The sequence below is a fragment of the Morganella sp. EGD-HP17 genome, from assembly GCF_000512315.2.
GTDB classification, from domain to species: domain Bacteria; phylum Pseudomonadota; class Gammaproteobacteria; order Enterobacterales; family Enterobacteriaceae; genus Morganella; species Morganella morganii.
In genome coordinates this window covers 162900-178083 of sequence record NZ_AZRH01000006.1, presented here as the reverse complement: position 1 = coordinate 178083, position 15184 = coordinate 162900, and the positions used below count along the sequence as shown (strand labels likewise).

Here is a 15184-nt window from a genome sequence, read left to right as displayed (position 1 = left end):
GAGACTGATGATGACACAACATGATGAAACACCTTCTGCCTTCCGCCTGACCGTGCGTCCGGATCACACCGGGGTCATTACTGTCGATGTCCCCGGTGAAAAAGTGAATACCCTGAAGGCGGAGTTTGCCGCACAGTTTGAGGCGGTACTGCGTGATGCCCGGCAAATCCCGGGATTACGGGCAATGGTGATTATCTCCGGTAAACCGGATACGTTTATCGCCGGTGCGGACATTCATATGATCGCCGGATGCACAGAGGCCGCACAGGCGCAGGCACTGTCTGAATCCGGACAGCGGTTATTTAATCTGATTGAAAACTATCCTCTGCCGGTCGTGGCGGCGATTCACGGCAGCTGTCTCGGCGGCGGACTTGAGCTGGCCATGGCTTGTCACAGCCGTGTTGTCACAGACAGTGATAAAACCCGGCTCGGGCTGCCGGAAGTTCAACTGGGGCTGTTACCCGGCTCCGGCGGTACACAACGTCTTCCTGGCCTGATCGGGCTGGTGGCCGCCCTGGATATGATGCTGACCGGGCGGCAGTTACGGGCAAAGCAGGCAGTCAAAATGCGGCTGGCCGATGATATTGTTCCGCCGGACATTTTACTGGAAACAGCGGTGGCCCGTGCTTTGTCGGTAAATCCGGCACGGCGGGCCCCGGTACCTTTCCGGCAGAGACTGGAAAAAATGAAGGGGCTGCGGGATATCATCTTTCGTATAACCCGCAGTCAGGTTCACCGCCGCAGTGGCGGACACTATCCGGCGGCTGAACAGATTATTGACGTGGTGCAGTGCGGCCTTGAAAAAGGCCGGGAGGCCGGGTTTAAAGCCGAAGCCGCGGCATTCGGTAAACTGGCGGTTACCCCGGTATCCGGTGCACTCCGTCATCTCTTTTTTGCCTCAACCGCACTGAAAAAAGAGTCTGCCGATGGGGTAAAACCCGCAGAACTGCATCATGTGGCGGTGCTGGGCGGCGGGCTGATGGGGGCGGGAATTGCCGCGATTACCCGTCAGCGCGCAGGGCTTCCGGTCAGAATCAAAGATGTTTCGCAGGAAGGGGCAAATAAAGCACTGGCTTTTTTCTGGCAGCATCTGAGCAAACAGGTTAAACGCAGACGGCTCTCCCCGCGTGAGCGGACACAACTGATGAGCGGCATGACCGGCACTACGGATTACCGGGGATTTCACCGCATTGATTTTGTGGCGGAAGCGGTTTTCGAATCGCTGGCACTGAAACAACAGATGATTGCTGAGATCGAGGCAGTGACATCACCGGATACTATTTTTGCCTCGAACACCTCGTCACTGCCTATCCGTGATATTGCCGCCAGGGCATCACGGCCTGAAAAGGTGATTGGTTTACATTATTTCAGCCCGGCCGAAAAAATGCCGCTGGCGGAGATTATCCCCCATGAAGGCACTGATGCGGTGACACTGGCAACCACGCTGCAACTGGCGCGCAGACAGGGAAAAACAGCGATTGTGGTTGGTGATAAAGCCGGGTTTTATGTTAACCGGATTCTGGCACCTTATATTACAGAAGCGTTACGTTGTCTGACGGAAGGTGAACCGCCGGAAAAAATTGATAAAGCGCTGACTGATTTCGGTTTTCCGATCGGGCCGGTAGCACTGCTGGACGAAGTGGGCATTGATGTCGGTACAAAAATTATGCCGGTGCTGGAAGCCGCATTTGGTGAGCGGTTTGCACTGCCGCCGCAGCTGGATGCGCTTTTCCGTGACAACCGGCTGGGCAGGAAAAACAAACGCGGATTTTATGATTACACCCCGTTACCGTGGTGGAAACGCTGTGGCCGCAAGGCACCGCGTAAAGCGGATAAAGCGATTTATCCGTTGCTGGGTATCACCGTACAGGAGTGTCTGACATCACAGGAAATCACAGAGCGCTGCCTGATGATGATGTTAAATGAGGCTGTAAGGACGCTGGATGAACAGGTTATCCGTTCACCGGCGGACGGGGATGCCGGCGCGGTGTTTGGTATTGGTTTTCCGCCATTCCTCGGCGGACCATTTTACTATATGGATAGTATGTCAGCCGTCGTTATGACAGAAAAACTGACGGCACTGGCGGCACGTTACGGTGGTCGCTTCACACCGTGTGAGGCATTACAGCAGCGGGCTGCGGATAACCGCCGTTTTTACTGAGGAAGTGCAGTGAAGTCACTGAGAACAAGGGGCGGTTGTTTCATTTTTCTGAACAGGTTCTGAACAAAATTCAGGTTTATCTCTGTGCTGAATCATTTTAATTATGATTAATTTGAGGCAGAATGCCTTTCACCTCCCCTGACGGGGACACAGAAATAACGATAATTTTAAACAGATCATTCTTTGATGTGATACGGCCCGGGGATTCAGACATGACCGTATCCGTCCTGTTCAGACGGTGACGTATGCAAGTTCTTATTATGCGACATGGCGATGCTGCTTTGCAGGCCGCCAGTGATTCAGTCCGGCCCCTTACCGCAAAAGGGATAACAGATTCCCGCTGCATGGCAAAATGGCTCGCCGGGCAGCACGTTCAGATTGATACCGTTCTGGTCAGCCCGTATCTGCGGGCAGAGCAGACACTGACCGAAATCCGTGATGCGCTGAGTTTACCTGCTCAGGAAGAGGTGATGCCGGGACTGACGCCCTCCGGGAATGCGGAGAATGTGGCGGATTATATCCGTTTTCTGGCGGAAGAGGGGCGCAATGGGGTGCTGGTGGTATCGCATCTGCCGCTGGTCGGTTATCTGGTAGCGGCATTGTGTCCGCAGGAAACGGCACCGATGTTTGCAACATCGTCAGTTGCCTGTATTGAACTGGGTGATGACGGACGCGGCACACTGCTCTGGCACCGCGGTCCCGGACAGATTGACTGATTACTCGCGCCGGGCGGTTTCAGCAATCTCAATCAGCAGCAGTAATGCTGCGGTACCGCCCCATTCCTTAGGGGCCTGGTGAAAGGCAATCACATCCGGGTGTTGTGCCAGCCATAACGGTGTCTGTTGTTTCAGTACATGCTTGCCGTGCCCGTGCATAATACAGACACAATAGGTGTTTTCACGGCGGGCTGCGGCTATCAGGGCACCGATCTCCTGTTTGGCCTGAAGCTGGGTCAGCCCGTGCAGATCCAAAAACAGCTCCGGCACATAATCCCCGCGACGCAGTTTTTTCAGCTCATACGGGCTGGCATTTTCCCGCAGATAGCGCGCCGGGCCGTCCATATCCAGGTTCGGGCGATATTCATCTGAGAAATAAAAACTGGCATCAATCTGATCCTGCAACAGCCGTTCAGGCGCAATTTTGGTTACACCTGCCCGTGGTTTCGGGTGTACCACAATATCCTGTCTGATTTTACGTGTCCCGCTGATGGCCTCTTTGAACAGGTTCAGGTCATCATCAGTCAGGGGCGTCTTCTTTTTCATAACATCTCATCACTCAGTATTTTCCATAGTGTAACTGATTTTTTTACGGATGTTGACGCTATACTGCCGGTCTCCGCTGACAGGAGCCGCCGGAAAATTGCCGCGCATTTCACAAGATATGCTGATTTAGCAGCGACTTCATGGCAAACTACGCTATCAGATATCTTATTTTGTTTTACCCCGCCGGAGGCACTTTGGATAAAATTTACGTTGATGAAGCCGTCAGTGAGCTTCACACGCTGCAGGATATGCTGCGCTGGGCAATGAGCCGTTTTAATGCGGCCAATATTTACTATGGCCACGGCACAGATAATGCCTGGGATGAAGCCCTCCAGCTGGTACTGCCGACACTGTTTCTGCCTCTGGATTTACCCGCTGAACTGTATCAGTCCCGGCTGACCTCCTCAGAGCGTCACCGCATTGTGGAGCGCGTACTGCGCCGGATCACCGAGCGCGTACCGGTGCCGTACCTGACTAACCGTTCCTGGTTCTGCGGCCATGAATTTTATGTCGATGAGCGCGTGCTGATCCCGCGTTCACCGATTGGTGAGCTGATTAACAATCACTTTGCAGGATTGCTGGATGCAGAACCGGAAACGATTCTCGATCTCTGCACCGGCAGCGGTTGTATCGCAATTGCCTGCGCATATGAGTTCCCGGATGCGGAAGTGGACGCGGCAGACATCTCTGCCGATGTGCTGGAAGTCACAGAAATGAACATTGAGAATCATGGCTTATCTCACCGTGTGGTGCCGATGCGTTCAGATCTGTTCAACGATCTGCCCGGGGTGAAATATGACCTGATTGTCACCAATCCGCCGTATGTGGATGCGGAAGATATGAGTGACCTGCCGGATGAATTCCGCATAGAACCAGAGCTGGCGCTGGCTGCAGGCAGTGACGGACTGAAACTGGTACGCCGGATCCTCGCCAATGCGCCGGATTATATGTCAGAAGATGCGGTGCTGATTTGTGAGGTCGGTAACAGTCAGGTGCACCTGATGGCCGAATTCCCGGAAGTGCCGTTTATCTGGCTGTCATTTGAAAACGGGGGTGACGGTGTCTTTATGTTAACTCGTGATCAATTAGCAGAACATCATGACGCTTTTAAACTTTTCAAATAACCGTTCCTCCTGTAGGAATAGAAACATAAAAACAGGTTAAAACCATTCACTTGCACACAATCAGAGACAGGAAAACACGATGGCCGGAAACAGTATCGGCGAACTTTTTCGCGTAACCACCTTTGGTGAATCACACGGCCCGGCGCTGGGTTGTATTGTTGACGGCGTACCGCCGGGACTGGCGCTGACTGAAGCCGATATGCAGGCAGATCTTGACCGCCGCCGTCCGGGCACATCCCGCTATACCACGCAGCGCCGTGAGCCGGACCAGGTCAGAATTCTGTCAGGGGTATTTGAAGGAAAAACCACCGGAACCAGTATCGGGCTGCTGATTGAAAATACCGATCAGCGCTCACAGGATTACGGTGCCATCAAAGATCTCTTCCGGCCGGGACACGCGGATTACACCTATGAGCAGAAGTACGGCTTTCGTGACTACCGCGGCGGCGGCCGTTCATCAGCCCGTGAAACGGCGATGCGCGTGGCGGCCGGGGCTATTGCCAAAAAGTACCTGCATGAGAAATTCGGTGTGACAGTCCGTGCCTGTCTGACTCAGATGGGGGATATCAAATGTGATATCCGCGACTGGGCACTGGCAGAGCAAAATCCGTTTTTCTGTCCTGATGAACGTCAGCTGGATGCGCTGGATGAATTATTGCGCGGCCTGAAAAAAGAGGGAGATTCCATCGGTGCGAAAGTCACGGTAGTGGCGGAAAACGTCCCGGCGGGTCTGGGTGAACCGGTCTTTGATCGTCTGGATGCGGATCTGGCGCATGCGCTGATGAGCATCAACGCGGTAAAAGGCGTCGAAATCGGGGACGGATTCGGTGTGGTTAACCTCAAAGGCAGCGAAAACCGGGATGAAATTTATCAGACCGGCTTTACCGGCAATCACGCGGGCGGCATTCTCGGCGGCATCAGCAGCGGCCAGCCAATCATCGCGCATATTGCCCTGAAACCGACATCATCGATTACCGTTCCCGGTAATACGCTGAACCGGCAGGGCGAAGAGGTGGCTATGATCACCAAAGGGCGTCATGACCCCTGTGTCGGGATACGTGCTGTGCCGATTGCCGAAGCAATGACAGCGATTGTGCTGCTCGATCACCTTCTGCGTCACCGCGGACAATGTGCGGATGTCACGCCGCCGTTACCGGCCTGGTCATGATTTAAACAGACGTCCCGGGTATTGTGCCCGGGATTTTATTGGCAGGTAAAAAATGGAATGGTTTCAGTTCGGTGTTGAAATCTATATATTGCTGTTCTTTGTTGCTCTGATTGCCGGGTTTATTGATGCGATTGCCGGAGGCGGCGGATTACTGACAATCCCGGCGCTGCTGGCTGTCGGCGTACCGCCGGTGCAGGCACTGGCGACCAACAAATTACAGGCGGTCGGCGGCTCTTTCTCTGCCAGTTTCTATTTTGTCCGGCGCAAAGCGGTGGATCTTGCGGGGCAACGGGTGCCGATAATGATGACGCTGATTGGCGCGGTTATCGGCTCCGGGCTGGTGCAGTTTGTGAATCCGGAATTCCTCCGCCAGTTGCTGCCGCTGCTGGTGATTGCCATCGGCCTCTATTTCCTGCTGACACCCTCCATTGGTGCTGCTGACCAGAAACAGCGCCTGATGCCGTTTGCCTTCGGCTGTACCGCCGGTATCGGCATTGGTTTTTATGACGGTGTTTTCGGGCCGGGCGCGGGCTCTTTTTATGCACTGGCGTATGTGACCCTGGCCGGTTTTAACCTGGCGAAAGCCACCGCTCACGCCAAAGTGCTGAACTTTGCCTCTAACGTCGGTTCACTCTCATTCTTTATTTTCAGCGGTCATGTTATCTGGCTGATGGGCTTTGCCATGCTGGGCGGACAGCTTATCGGTGCCCGCCTCGGTGCCCGTATGGTGCTGAGCCGCGGACAAAAACTGATCCGGCCGATGCTGGTAACTGTCTCTTTCCTGATGAGCATCAAACTGATTTATGACAATCACGGCGATACTATCAGTACGTGGCTGTCTCAGCTTTTTTAATTTTCATTAGTGGTTCATATAATCAATGAGTACACATCAATATCAGCAGTTAATTGAGATTTTTGATAACGAATTTTTTGCTGATTTCAATACCCGCCTGATTAAAGGTGACGATGAGCCGATTTATCTGCCTGCAGATGATGAAGCGCCTTATAACCGTATCGTGTTTGCTCACGGTTTTTATGCCAGTGCTATCCATGAAATATCGCACTGGTGCATTGCCGGGAAAGAGCGCAGAAAGCTGGTGGATTTTGGTTACTGGTACTGCCCGGATGGCCGGGATGCACAAACGCAGTCAGAATTTGAGGTTGTGGAAATAAAACCGCAGGCGCTGGACTGGTTATTTTGTCAGGCTGCCGGTTATCCGTTTAACGTCAGTTGTGACAATCTTGACGGCGATTTCGAGCCTGATCGCGTCAAATTCCGGCGTATTGTTCACGGGCAGGTGATGGAGTATCTGGCGCAGAACTCAATACCCCCGCGTGCAGCAAGGTTTATTAATGCCCTGCAATCGTTCTACAATACGCCGCCGCTGACTGCGGACCAATTTCCATGGCCGGAAGATCCGTTTGCCTGACAAACGATTCCGGTGACTGAACTTTAAGGAACAAACATGCTTGCGGATTATGAAACGCGTATCCTCGCCCAGATTGATGACATGGTCGAACATGCCACAGACGATGAACTGTTTGCGGGCGGCTATCTGCAGGGACATCTGACCCTGGCGGTGGCAGAACTGGAGCAGTCGGGTGATCACTCCGTTGAGGCGCTTCACAACCGGGTGGAGGAGAGTATCCGTCAGGCAATCAGTGCCGGGGAACTGACACCACCGGATCAGGTGCTGGTGCTGGAAACCTGGAAACGACTGCTGCACACCGCGCAGGAGCAGGAATGACAGCCAAACCGCAATACCGTATCCGCCAGGCCCGTCCGGCGGATGCCGCATTGTTACCGGCCGTTGAATCCTCTGCCGGTGCGTTATTTGCGACAGTGCCGGGTTATGAATGGATAGCGCGCAGTGAAGGCCATTCCGAAACGGCATTCCGCAATTATATTGCCAATGGCAATGCGTGGGTGGCGGCGGACAGTCAGGATCAGCCGGCCGGGTTTGTGCTGGTATCCAACCTCGGTACCGGGCTGCATATTGATGAGCTTTCTGTCTCTGCGGCGCATCAGCGTCAGGGGCTGGGGCGTCAGCTGATTGAGCGGGTACAGAATGTGGCGATTGCACGCGGTTGTGCGTCAGTTACGCTGACCACATTCCGGGATGTGGCCTGGAACCGGCCTTATTATGAGCATCTTGGTTTTGAGGTGTGCGATGTTTCCCGCGCACCGGCACTTGAGGCTGTTATGCTGAAAGAGGCAGAATACGGGCTGCAATTCTGTGATCGCTGTTCCATGATTTACCGGATTTTCTGAAAAAGTGAAATATCTGAAGTAATGAGAAAAGGTCGCACTAATATGCGGCCTTTTTTATTTATGGTGAACTAAACATCTGACTATTAAGACGTGAGCAGATAATAATAAAAGATCTTGTGATTGTTACATTAACGGCGAAAATGGTGCCGTTTTTTTATGTCTCAGCGATGGATGTTGTTATCAGATTATAGATTTTTCTGTTCAACAGAATGATTTTTAATCATTTTCCGTATATGCAATATGATGTTTATTTCTGAGATTACAGTCTCTTTTGTTGCGATAAAGTCAACAACTACGTATATGTGTTGAGTAAATAGCATAAACTATTAACTTGCTATTAACATTTATTGTGTCAAAATGTGTTCGTCCCCACAAAACACAGGTATTGATTATGTTTGAATTACAACCGAAAAACGCAGCACAACAGGCTGTGACTATTTACACGAAGATAGCGGTTGCTGCGGTGGTCTTGCTGGCACTGTTATTTTCTTTCTGGTTTAAACTTGACGGAATGAGCGTCATTGAAAGAGCAGTCCCTTCCATCGGTATGATTTTATTTACCGGATTAATAATTTTTAATGCCAAACGGGAATTAGATTCGCTGTACCGTTCAGAGGATAAATGCGCGAAAAGCGTGGTTGCCCTGAACGCCTGACAGAAACAGGATCGCATCACGCGGACTGATAAATATAAAGAAGAGACGATCACGGATCATCAGCGATGCTGATGATCCTGAGTTTGCTGACAAAGCAGGATAAAACGTGGTTTTTCCTGCTTTGTGTTATCAGCCGAAAATCAATAAATCGATTTTCCTGGTTTATTTTTACAACCTCTGCCGGTCGTCGCCAACCCTTGCGGGATTGTCAACGGCCTGCGGATCATCAGCGATGCTGATGATCCTTTTTTATGTCACATTACTGATACAAATCAGCACCGGTTTCCTGAGCAATATAGCGGATAGCCGCCTGTGCCCTGACACTGTTGCCTGCTTTATCCAGCGGCGGGGAATAGACCGCCACGGCATATTTACCCGGAACCACGGCCAGAATACCGCCGCCGACACCACTTTTCGCCGGAATACCGACCTGATACAACCAGGTGCCGGAACCGTCATATAACCCGGCAATAGCCATCTCTGCCAGTACTTTGCCGGTGTTTTCGGCACTCAGTAACTGTTTGCCGTTGTACGGGGATTTACCGTGATTAGCCAGTACCGCCCCCATTTTGGCCAGATCAACGGTTGTGGCATCCACAGAACACTGACGGGTATAGAGATCAACCGCCTCATCCGGATTGCCGTATAACATGCCGTAAGACTGCATCAGCCGCGCCAGTGCCTGGTTGTGCTGATTGGTTTCGGATTCAGAGCGGTACACTTCATCGTTTACCGTCAGTTTGGTATCAGCGTAAGCTTCCATGTTCTCCATAATCTGCTGCCAGCGGTCGTCCGGGTTTTTGGCCTTGATCAGACTGACGGCGCTGATAGCCCCGGCATTGACCAGCGGGTTCTGCGGGCGATCCGGCCGCAGTTCAATTGCCAGCCCTGAGTTAAACGGTAATCCGGTGGCATTGGCGCCCAGTTTCTCCAGAACCACCTCTGAACCCTGCTGATCCATTACCATTGCGAGGGTAAAGACTTTTGACAGGGATTCCAGCGGGAACAGCTTATCTTTATCCCCGGCGCTGTAGATTTTGCCGTCCACCGTGGCAATCACAACGGCGTAATTATCGGGGCTGTATTTGGCGAGAGCCGGAATATAATCCGCCACATCACCGGCTTTTTCGCTTTTGAATTTCTGATACGCCTGCTCAGCAATCGTATCGTAGCGAACAGTATTATCGGGAATATTATTGTTCTTTGCATAAGCAGAGGTAAAACAAAACAGCGAAAAGGTTAGGGCGATAACTATTTTATTCTTCATAATCTTCTCCGGTTATTATTTCCGGATGAAGCGTATAGGCGCACTGACTTTTCTGTAAATTGATCATTGAGCAAGAGAAATTGCCGCTGACAGGCGAACAGAGCCGGTTTTTGTGAGAATGAACACAAAATGACCCGGGTTTGTGGCGGTGATCAATAAAGTCTGCTGATGAAATTTCGTTTAACCGGCGGAAAAAATATCAATAATGTGATGAAGACCAGCCCGGTGGCCGGTCAGAAGCGGGTCAGGATTTTTTCGGCAGCGGACGGCCTTTCAGCAATTTACGGACATAGAAACGGGCGGGATGAATAGCAGCGAGTGTTTCATCATCCAGCGGAAGGGCCTCACCGAAAATCTGTGCTGCCAGCACTTCAGCCGCCAGCGGGGCGGTGCATAACCCCCGCGAGCCGAGAGCGGCCAGCAAAAACAGCTGAGGCAGATGCGGAACACTGTATACGGTTTCCGGGGACGATTTTTGTTCATCCAGATGTGCATAACGTTCTGTTAATTCCGCAAAATCGGGAACATTTCCGGCCAGCGGCAGGTGATCGCGTAATGTGCAGCGGATCCCCTGACGGGACTCCCCGGCGCTGATATCCACCATCTCCGGCCAGCTGACATCCGGCAGCGAGGCGAGCAGCCGCTGTTTGTTGGCAGTTTGTTCCTCTTCGCGGTATTCCGTGCCCAAGTCGTTGCGCTGGTGGCTGGCACCAATACAGTGCAGACCGTCAGCAGGATTCACCGGGGTCAGATAACCTTCATAACACAGCACTTTTTTCAGCCCGGCAATCGCCGGTACCGATGGCACATGGCTGACCTGGCCGCGCACCGGCGTGACCGGCAGCGGGGCGGTCTGCGGGAACTGCGTGATACAGTGACCGTTGGCCAGCACCACCACATCCGCCTCTGCTGTGCTGTTATCTGCAAAGCGGAGCTGCCAGCCCTGTTCTGCCGGGATCAGCGCTTTCACCTCACAGTTTAAACGCAGATGAAGCCCTTCTTTCTGTGCCAGCGCTGCGGTATTGCGTACCAGTTCCTGCGGGCAGAGCCAGCCGCCCTGCGGGTAGTACAGGCCGTCAAAATTGACATCGGTTCCGGCAAGCTCAGAAAGCTGTTCCCGTGACAGGCGCTGCACCATTTCATCCGGCCATGGGACAGATGAAATGTTATTGATTTTTTTACTGCTTTTTTCGTGATACATCAGTTGGATCACGCCGCACCAGTCATGGTCGTATTTCACACCCTGAGCTGACAGTGCATCATATGTACGCCGGGCAAACGGAAATGCGGCGGTAAAAAAGCGCTCAAGCGGATCATCCCGTCCGGTCAGCAGCGGATAAAGCGCACCCTGGCGGTTGCCGGAAGCATTGAGTGCCAGAGCCGCATCCGCGCAATATAAGGACACATCCGCACCACGGCGCAGCAGGGCGAGGGCAGAGAAAACTCCGGCTATCCCGCCGCCAATGACTGCTATCTTCTGCCGGGCAGCAGCCGGATGGCGATCAAACCAGGGTGTCACGGACGGTGCCGCGTCACGGGGATTCACCCCGGACAGGCATTCCCGCTTGTGCGCAAAGCCTTTGCGGCGCTCAACGTCAAACCCGGCCTGCTGTAAACCCCGGCGGACAAACCCGGCGGCAGTAAAGGTGGCAAAGGTGCCGCCCGGTTTTGAAAAACGAATCATCAAATCAAACAGCGACTGCTGCCACATATCCGGGTTTTTGGACGGCGCAAACCCGTCGAGAAACCAGGCGTCGATTTTGTTGTCCAGCGCGTGAGTGAGGGAAGGGAGCAGCTCATTAACATCTCCCAGCCATAAATCGAGGGTAATTTCACCGCCGGACAACTGAATACGGTGACAACCGGGTAATGGCTGCGGCCACTGAGCGCACAGCTGTAAGGAGAAATCCGCGAACTCCGGCCAGTGGCGGTGGGCGGCCTGTAAATCAGCCACGGTCAGCGGAAATTTTTCAAAACTGATAAAGTGCAGGCGCTTCAGAGGATGCACAGGATTGGCATTCCGGAACGCCAGGAAGCTCTGCCACAACGTGAGAAAATTCAGTCCGGTACCAAACCCGGTTTCTGCGACAGTACAGACCGGAGTGGTCATTTGTGAAAATCTGTCCGGAAAACCGTTTCCGTTAAGAAACACATAGCGGGTTTCCGCCAGTCCGTCATCGTTCGAAAAATAGACGTCATCAAAATGTTGCGAAACAGGTGTACCCTGTTCATTCCAGGTTAAATGTGCAGTTTCAATTGCGGTTTTTTTCACGTTACGGCCTGAGGATTCTGTTCGGTTTTCCCTGATTTTACTCTGCTTTGCGCTGTACTGCCATGCCGGATGTGACATAGCACAACATCGGTATGTAAAGATGCGAAAAAACGTCTGATCGGACTTGTTCAGCTTACAGGTGTAAGCTAAAGTAGCGCTAAAATCCCGTACTACTTAAAATGACAGAGGTATTAAATGAAGCGTGCAGTAATCACCGGTCTGGGGATTATCTCAAGTATCGGTAATAACCGGGAGGAAGTACTGGCTTCTTTGAGAGAAGGTCGTTCCGGGATCACATTCTCAGAAGAATTTAAAGAGATCGGCATGCGCAGCCAGGTTTGGGGTAACGTCAAACTGGACACTGCGGGTCTTATTGATCGTAAAACTGTCCGTTTCATGAGTGATGCTTCTGTCTACGCGTATCTTTCCATGGAACAGGCCATTGCAGACTCCGGTCTGACAGAAGAGCAGGTATCTCACTACCGTACCGGTGTGGTTGCCGGTTCAGGCGGCGGTTCCCCGCGCACTCAGGCTATCGCGGCTGACGGCATGCGTGCCAAAGGTCTGCGTGGTGTCGGTCCTTACCTGGTGCCGCGTGCAATGGCATCCGGTGTGTCCGCAAACTTAGCGACACCGTTTAAAATCAAAGGCGTGAACTACTCAATCAGTTCTGCCTGCTCCACCTCTGCACACTGTATCGGCCACGCGGTGGAACTGATTCAGCTGGGCAAACAGGATGTGGTGTTTGCCGGCGGCGGTGAAGAACTGTGCTGGGAAATGAGCTGCGAATTTGACGCAATGGGCGCACTGTCCACTAAATACAACGAAACACCGGACAAAGCATCCCGTACTTATGATCAGGGCCGTGACGGCTTCGTGATCGCAGGCGGCGGCGGTATGGTCGTGGTGGAAGAGCTGGAACACGCGCTGGCGCGCGGTGCGCATATCTACGGTGAAGTGGTCGGCTACGGCGCGACATCTGACGGCGCGGACATGGTTGCCCCGTCCGGTGAAGGTGCGGTCCGCTGCATGCAGATGGCGATGCACGGCCTGGATACGCCGGTTGATTACATCAACACCCACGGCACATCCACACCGGTCGGTGATACCAAAGAGTTGGAAGCTATCCGTGAAGTCTTCGGTGACCATACCCCGGCACTGTCAGCGACCAAAGCCATGACCGGTCACTCACTGGGTGCGGCAGGTGTTCACGAGGCTATCTACAGCCTGCTGATGCTGGAGCACGGTTTTATCGCGCCGAGCATCAACGTGGAAAACCTCGATGAGAAAGCGGAAGGTATGGCGATTATCACCGAACCGACCGAACGCAAGCTGACGACTGTGATGTCCAACAGCTTCGGCTTCGGCGGCACCAACGCCACACTGGTTATGCGCAAATATCAGAACTGATTTTGCCCTGTTGATCAGATAAATGCCCCGGTTTAATCACCGGGGCATTTTCTTTTGCGGCAAACTCTGTCAGGGTATAACGGTACTGTTTATCCTTTTACTGCCACAGGGGTGATGAATGAAAAAGCTGACTATCGCAGAGATGACTGAGCCGCAGAAAATCCGTGTCCGCACCCGGCTGGCTCAGGAACAAAAGAAACTGGGGCGTCCGCTGACCAATGCGGAGCAGAATAAAGTCAAAGATCAGATTATCACCGAGATTTCCAAAGAAGTGGATGCCGCTGCCGCCAAAGTCCGGGCACAGAAAAAAAAGGATAAAATCAAACCCGGCGGCGGAGAAGAAACCTTTAACTGGTCAGCGAAAACCCATACGCGGGGATTGCGCTGAACCTTCCGGATAACTTACTTCCGTTTTTATTACGATAACCGCCACACGGCGGTTTTTTGTATCCCGCCTTGTTACCTTATTTTATAAGATACAGACCTGCGTAATTTTAGTTTTAATAAACAACATATTCCTGAATTACAGTGAAAAACACGGCCGGGAGCCGATTTGTATTCACTGAGCATTTTTATAAAAGGAATATGTTATGACGAATCGATACGAAGACACCACACCGTTTGAACGTGATGTGATGACCTCCATGGGATATCACTGGAAAGGAGAGGGCTGGCAAAAAGCATCAGATAATGGCGAGACTATGGTTGTTACCGGATGGACCGGGGATATCCCGGCAGACAGCAGCAGGATAACTCATATCTGGGATCAGAATATTGCGGATATGAACACATCCCCCAATCCTGTATGGGATGATGCCGATGATGGCTGGATGCATCCGGTGGATGAAGAAATCAGAAAGGAACCGGAGACAAGGCGGAACAATTAGCTGGTGCTCTGGCAGAGCAGGCAAAAGGGAAGAAAATCCGGGATATTGATGATGCATTGAAAGCTTACGAAAAATATAGGAATAACTTTAATAAGAAAATGAATTCTGAAGATCGCAGGGCTATTGTCGCGGCGTTAGAGTCAATCAAGTCAGCAGAAATCGCAAAAAATTTTACAAAATTCAGCAAGGGTATGGGGGTTCTGAGTCATGCAATCAATGCATTTGATTGGGTTGGTGAATTGATTAAATCTGTAAAAACAGATAATTGGCGGCCATTTTTTGTTAAAACCGAAGTCATCGCAGCCGGGAATGCTGCGACTGTTGTAGTTGCATTCATCTTCAGTGTATTGCTGGGAAATCCCGTCGGCCTTATAGGCTATGGTTTGATAATGGCCGGCACCGGAGTATTGATTGATGATGAACTGGCTGAAAAAGCTAATCTGTTTTGGGGGATTTAATTTATAAAAACAGAGGCTGCCTATTTCTGTGGTAGCCTTTTTATAAGAATAGCAATAATAAAAATTATTATTATAGGCAGTGATAATAAAAATACAGAGCAACCATATATGGCCAATAAACCAGTTCTTCCCGGTGTATCAATGAAAAAACCACTTTTCCAGAATTGTGGTGTCGTGAATTTAAGGAAAAAGTATTCAGTTATCCATTTTGCAACAGGATAAAAAATAAATCCAAATATGGATAATAG

General features: G+C 51.8%; 16 protein-coding genes. 13 read left to right on the top strand and 3 right to left on the bottom strand.

The window, feature by feature from the left end; genetic code table 11:
• Positions 1 to 7: 7 nt before the first annotated feature.
• Together fadJ and sixA are read left to right on the top strand one after the other, a co-directional pair.
• Entirely contained in the window at positions 8 to 2161 is a 2154-nt protein-coding gene (gene fadJ / locus X965_RS08705) for a fatty acid oxidation complex subunit alpha FadJ (protein WP_036417771.1), read from the top strand.
• 245 nt (positions 2162 to 2406) lie between these two features.
• The gene (gene sixA / locus X965_RS08700; RefSeq protein ID WP_036417769.1) at positions 2407 to 2877 is read left to right on the top strand and encodes a phosphohistidine phosphatase SixA; all 471 of its coding nucleotides are present in this window, start codon (positions 2407 to 2409) and stop codon (positions 2875 to 2877) included.
• Here the strand turns inward: sixA and smrB are convergent, their stop codons facing one another.
• Positions 2878 to 3423, bottom strand: a complete 546-nt coding sequence (gene smrB, locus X965_RS08695) for an endonuclease SmrB (protein WP_004235084.1) — start codon at positions 3421 to 3423, stop codon at positions 2878 to 2880.
• 194 nt (positions 3424 to 3617) lie between these two features.
• On the opposite strand from smrB, the gene prmB reads away from it, so the two are divergent.
• The 7 genes from prmB to X965_RS08660 all read left to right on the top strand — a co-directional run bounded on the left by prmB (position 3618) and on the right by X965_RS08660 (position 8642).
• Positions 3618 to 4547: a 50S ribosomal protein L3 N(5)-glutamine methyltransferase gene (gene prmB / locus X965_RS08690; RefSeq protein WP_015422786.1), complete on the top strand. Its 930-nt coding sequence runs from the start codon at positions 3618 to 3620 to the stop codon at positions 4545 to 4547.
• A 79-nt stretch (positions 4548 to 4626) separates the two neighbouring features.
• The gene (gene aroC / locus X965_RS08685) at positions 4627 to 5715 is read left to right on the top strand and encodes a chorismate synthase (protein ID WP_004235086.1); all 1089 of its coding nucleotides are present in this window, start codon (positions 4627 to 4629) and stop codon (positions 5713 to 5715) included.
• A gap of 52 nt (positions 5716 to 5767) precedes the next feature.
• Complete coding sequence (locus X965_RS08680; RefSeq protein ID WP_004235088.1) at positions 5768 to 6568, top strand: sulfite exporter TauE/SafE family protein; 801 nt, start codon at positions 5768 to 5770, stop codon at positions 6566 to 6568.
• Positions 6569 to 6593: 25 nt separating this feature from the next.
• Positions 6594 to 7145 (top strand): elongation factor P hydroxylase, encoded by a 552-nt coding sequence (locus X965_RS08675; RefSeq protein WP_004235090.1) that lies wholly within the window; start codon positions 6594 to 6596, stop codon positions 7143 to 7145.
• 36 nt (positions 7146 to 7181) lie between these two features.
• Positions 7182 to 7463 (top strand): YfcL family protein, encoded by a 282-nt coding sequence (locus X965_RS08670; RefSeq protein ID WP_036415102.1) that lies wholly within the window; start codon positions 7182 to 7184, stop codon positions 7461 to 7463.
• Complete coding sequence (locus X965_RS08665; RefSeq protein WP_036415099.1) at positions 7460 to 7987, top strand: GNAT family N-acetyltransferase; 528 nt, start codon at positions 7460 to 7462, stop codon at positions 7985 to 7987. Before X965_RS08670 ends, X965_RS08665 begins: the two co-directional genes overlap by 4 nt.
• Positions 7988 to 8378: 391 nt before the next feature.
• Positions 8379 to 8642, top strand: coding sequence for a hypothetical protein (locus X965_RS08660; protein ID WP_004239841.1), 264 nt, complete (start codon positions 8379 to 8381; stop codon positions 8640 to 8642).
• Positions 8643 to 8901: 259 nt separating this feature from the next.
• On the opposite strand, the gene glsA is transcribed toward X965_RS08660, so the two are convergent.
• Both glsA and mnmC read right to left on the bottom strand, forming a co-directional pair.
• A complete protein-coding gene (gene glsA, locus X965_RS08655) occupies positions 8902 to 9909 on the bottom strand; it encodes a glutaminase A (protein ID WP_004235095.1) in 1008 nt (335 codons plus the stop codon).
• Positions 9910 to 10153: 244 nt separating this feature from the next.
• Positions 10154 to 12181 (bottom strand): bifunctional tRNA (5-methylaminomethyl-2-thiouridine)(34)-methyltransferase MnmD/FAD-dependent 5-carboxymethylaminomethyl-2-thiouridine(34) oxidoreductase MnmC, encoded by a 2028-nt coding sequence (gene mnmC, locus X965_RS08650; protein WP_032098423.1) that lies wholly within the window; start codon positions 12179 to 12181, stop codon positions 10154 to 10156.
• A gap of 195 nt (positions 12182 to 12376) precedes the next feature.
• Between mnmC and fabB the strand changes: the two genes are divergently transcribed.
• From fabB to X965_RS08630, 4 genes are all read left to right on the top strand, one after another.
• The gene (fabB, locus tag X965_RS08645) at positions 12377 to 13591 is read left to right on the top strand and encodes a beta-ketoacyl-ACP synthase I (RefSeq protein ID WP_004235099.1); all 1215 of its coding nucleotides are present in this window, start codon (positions 12377 to 12379) and stop codon (positions 13589 to 13591) included.
• A gap of 118 nt (positions 13592 to 13709) precedes the next feature.
• Entirely contained in the window at positions 13710 to 13979 is a 270-nt protein-coding gene (locus tag X965_RS08640) for a DUF3811 domain-containing protein (RefSeq protein WP_004235101.1), read from the top strand.
• Between the two features lie 202 nt (positions 13980 to 14181).
• Positions 14182 to 14478, top strand: a complete 297-nt coding sequence (locus X965_RS08635; RefSeq protein WP_004235102.1) for a hypothetical protein — start codon at positions 14182 to 14184, stop codon at positions 14476 to 14478.
• Between the two features lie 8 nt (positions 14479 to 14486).
• The gene (locus X965_RS08630; protein ID WP_072144569.1) at positions 14487 to 14936 is read left to right on the top strand and encodes a colicin-like pore-forming protein; all 450 of its coding nucleotides are present in this window, start codon (positions 14487 to 14489) and stop codon (positions 14934 to 14936) included.
• Positions 14937 to 15184 lie beyond the last annotated feature (248 nt).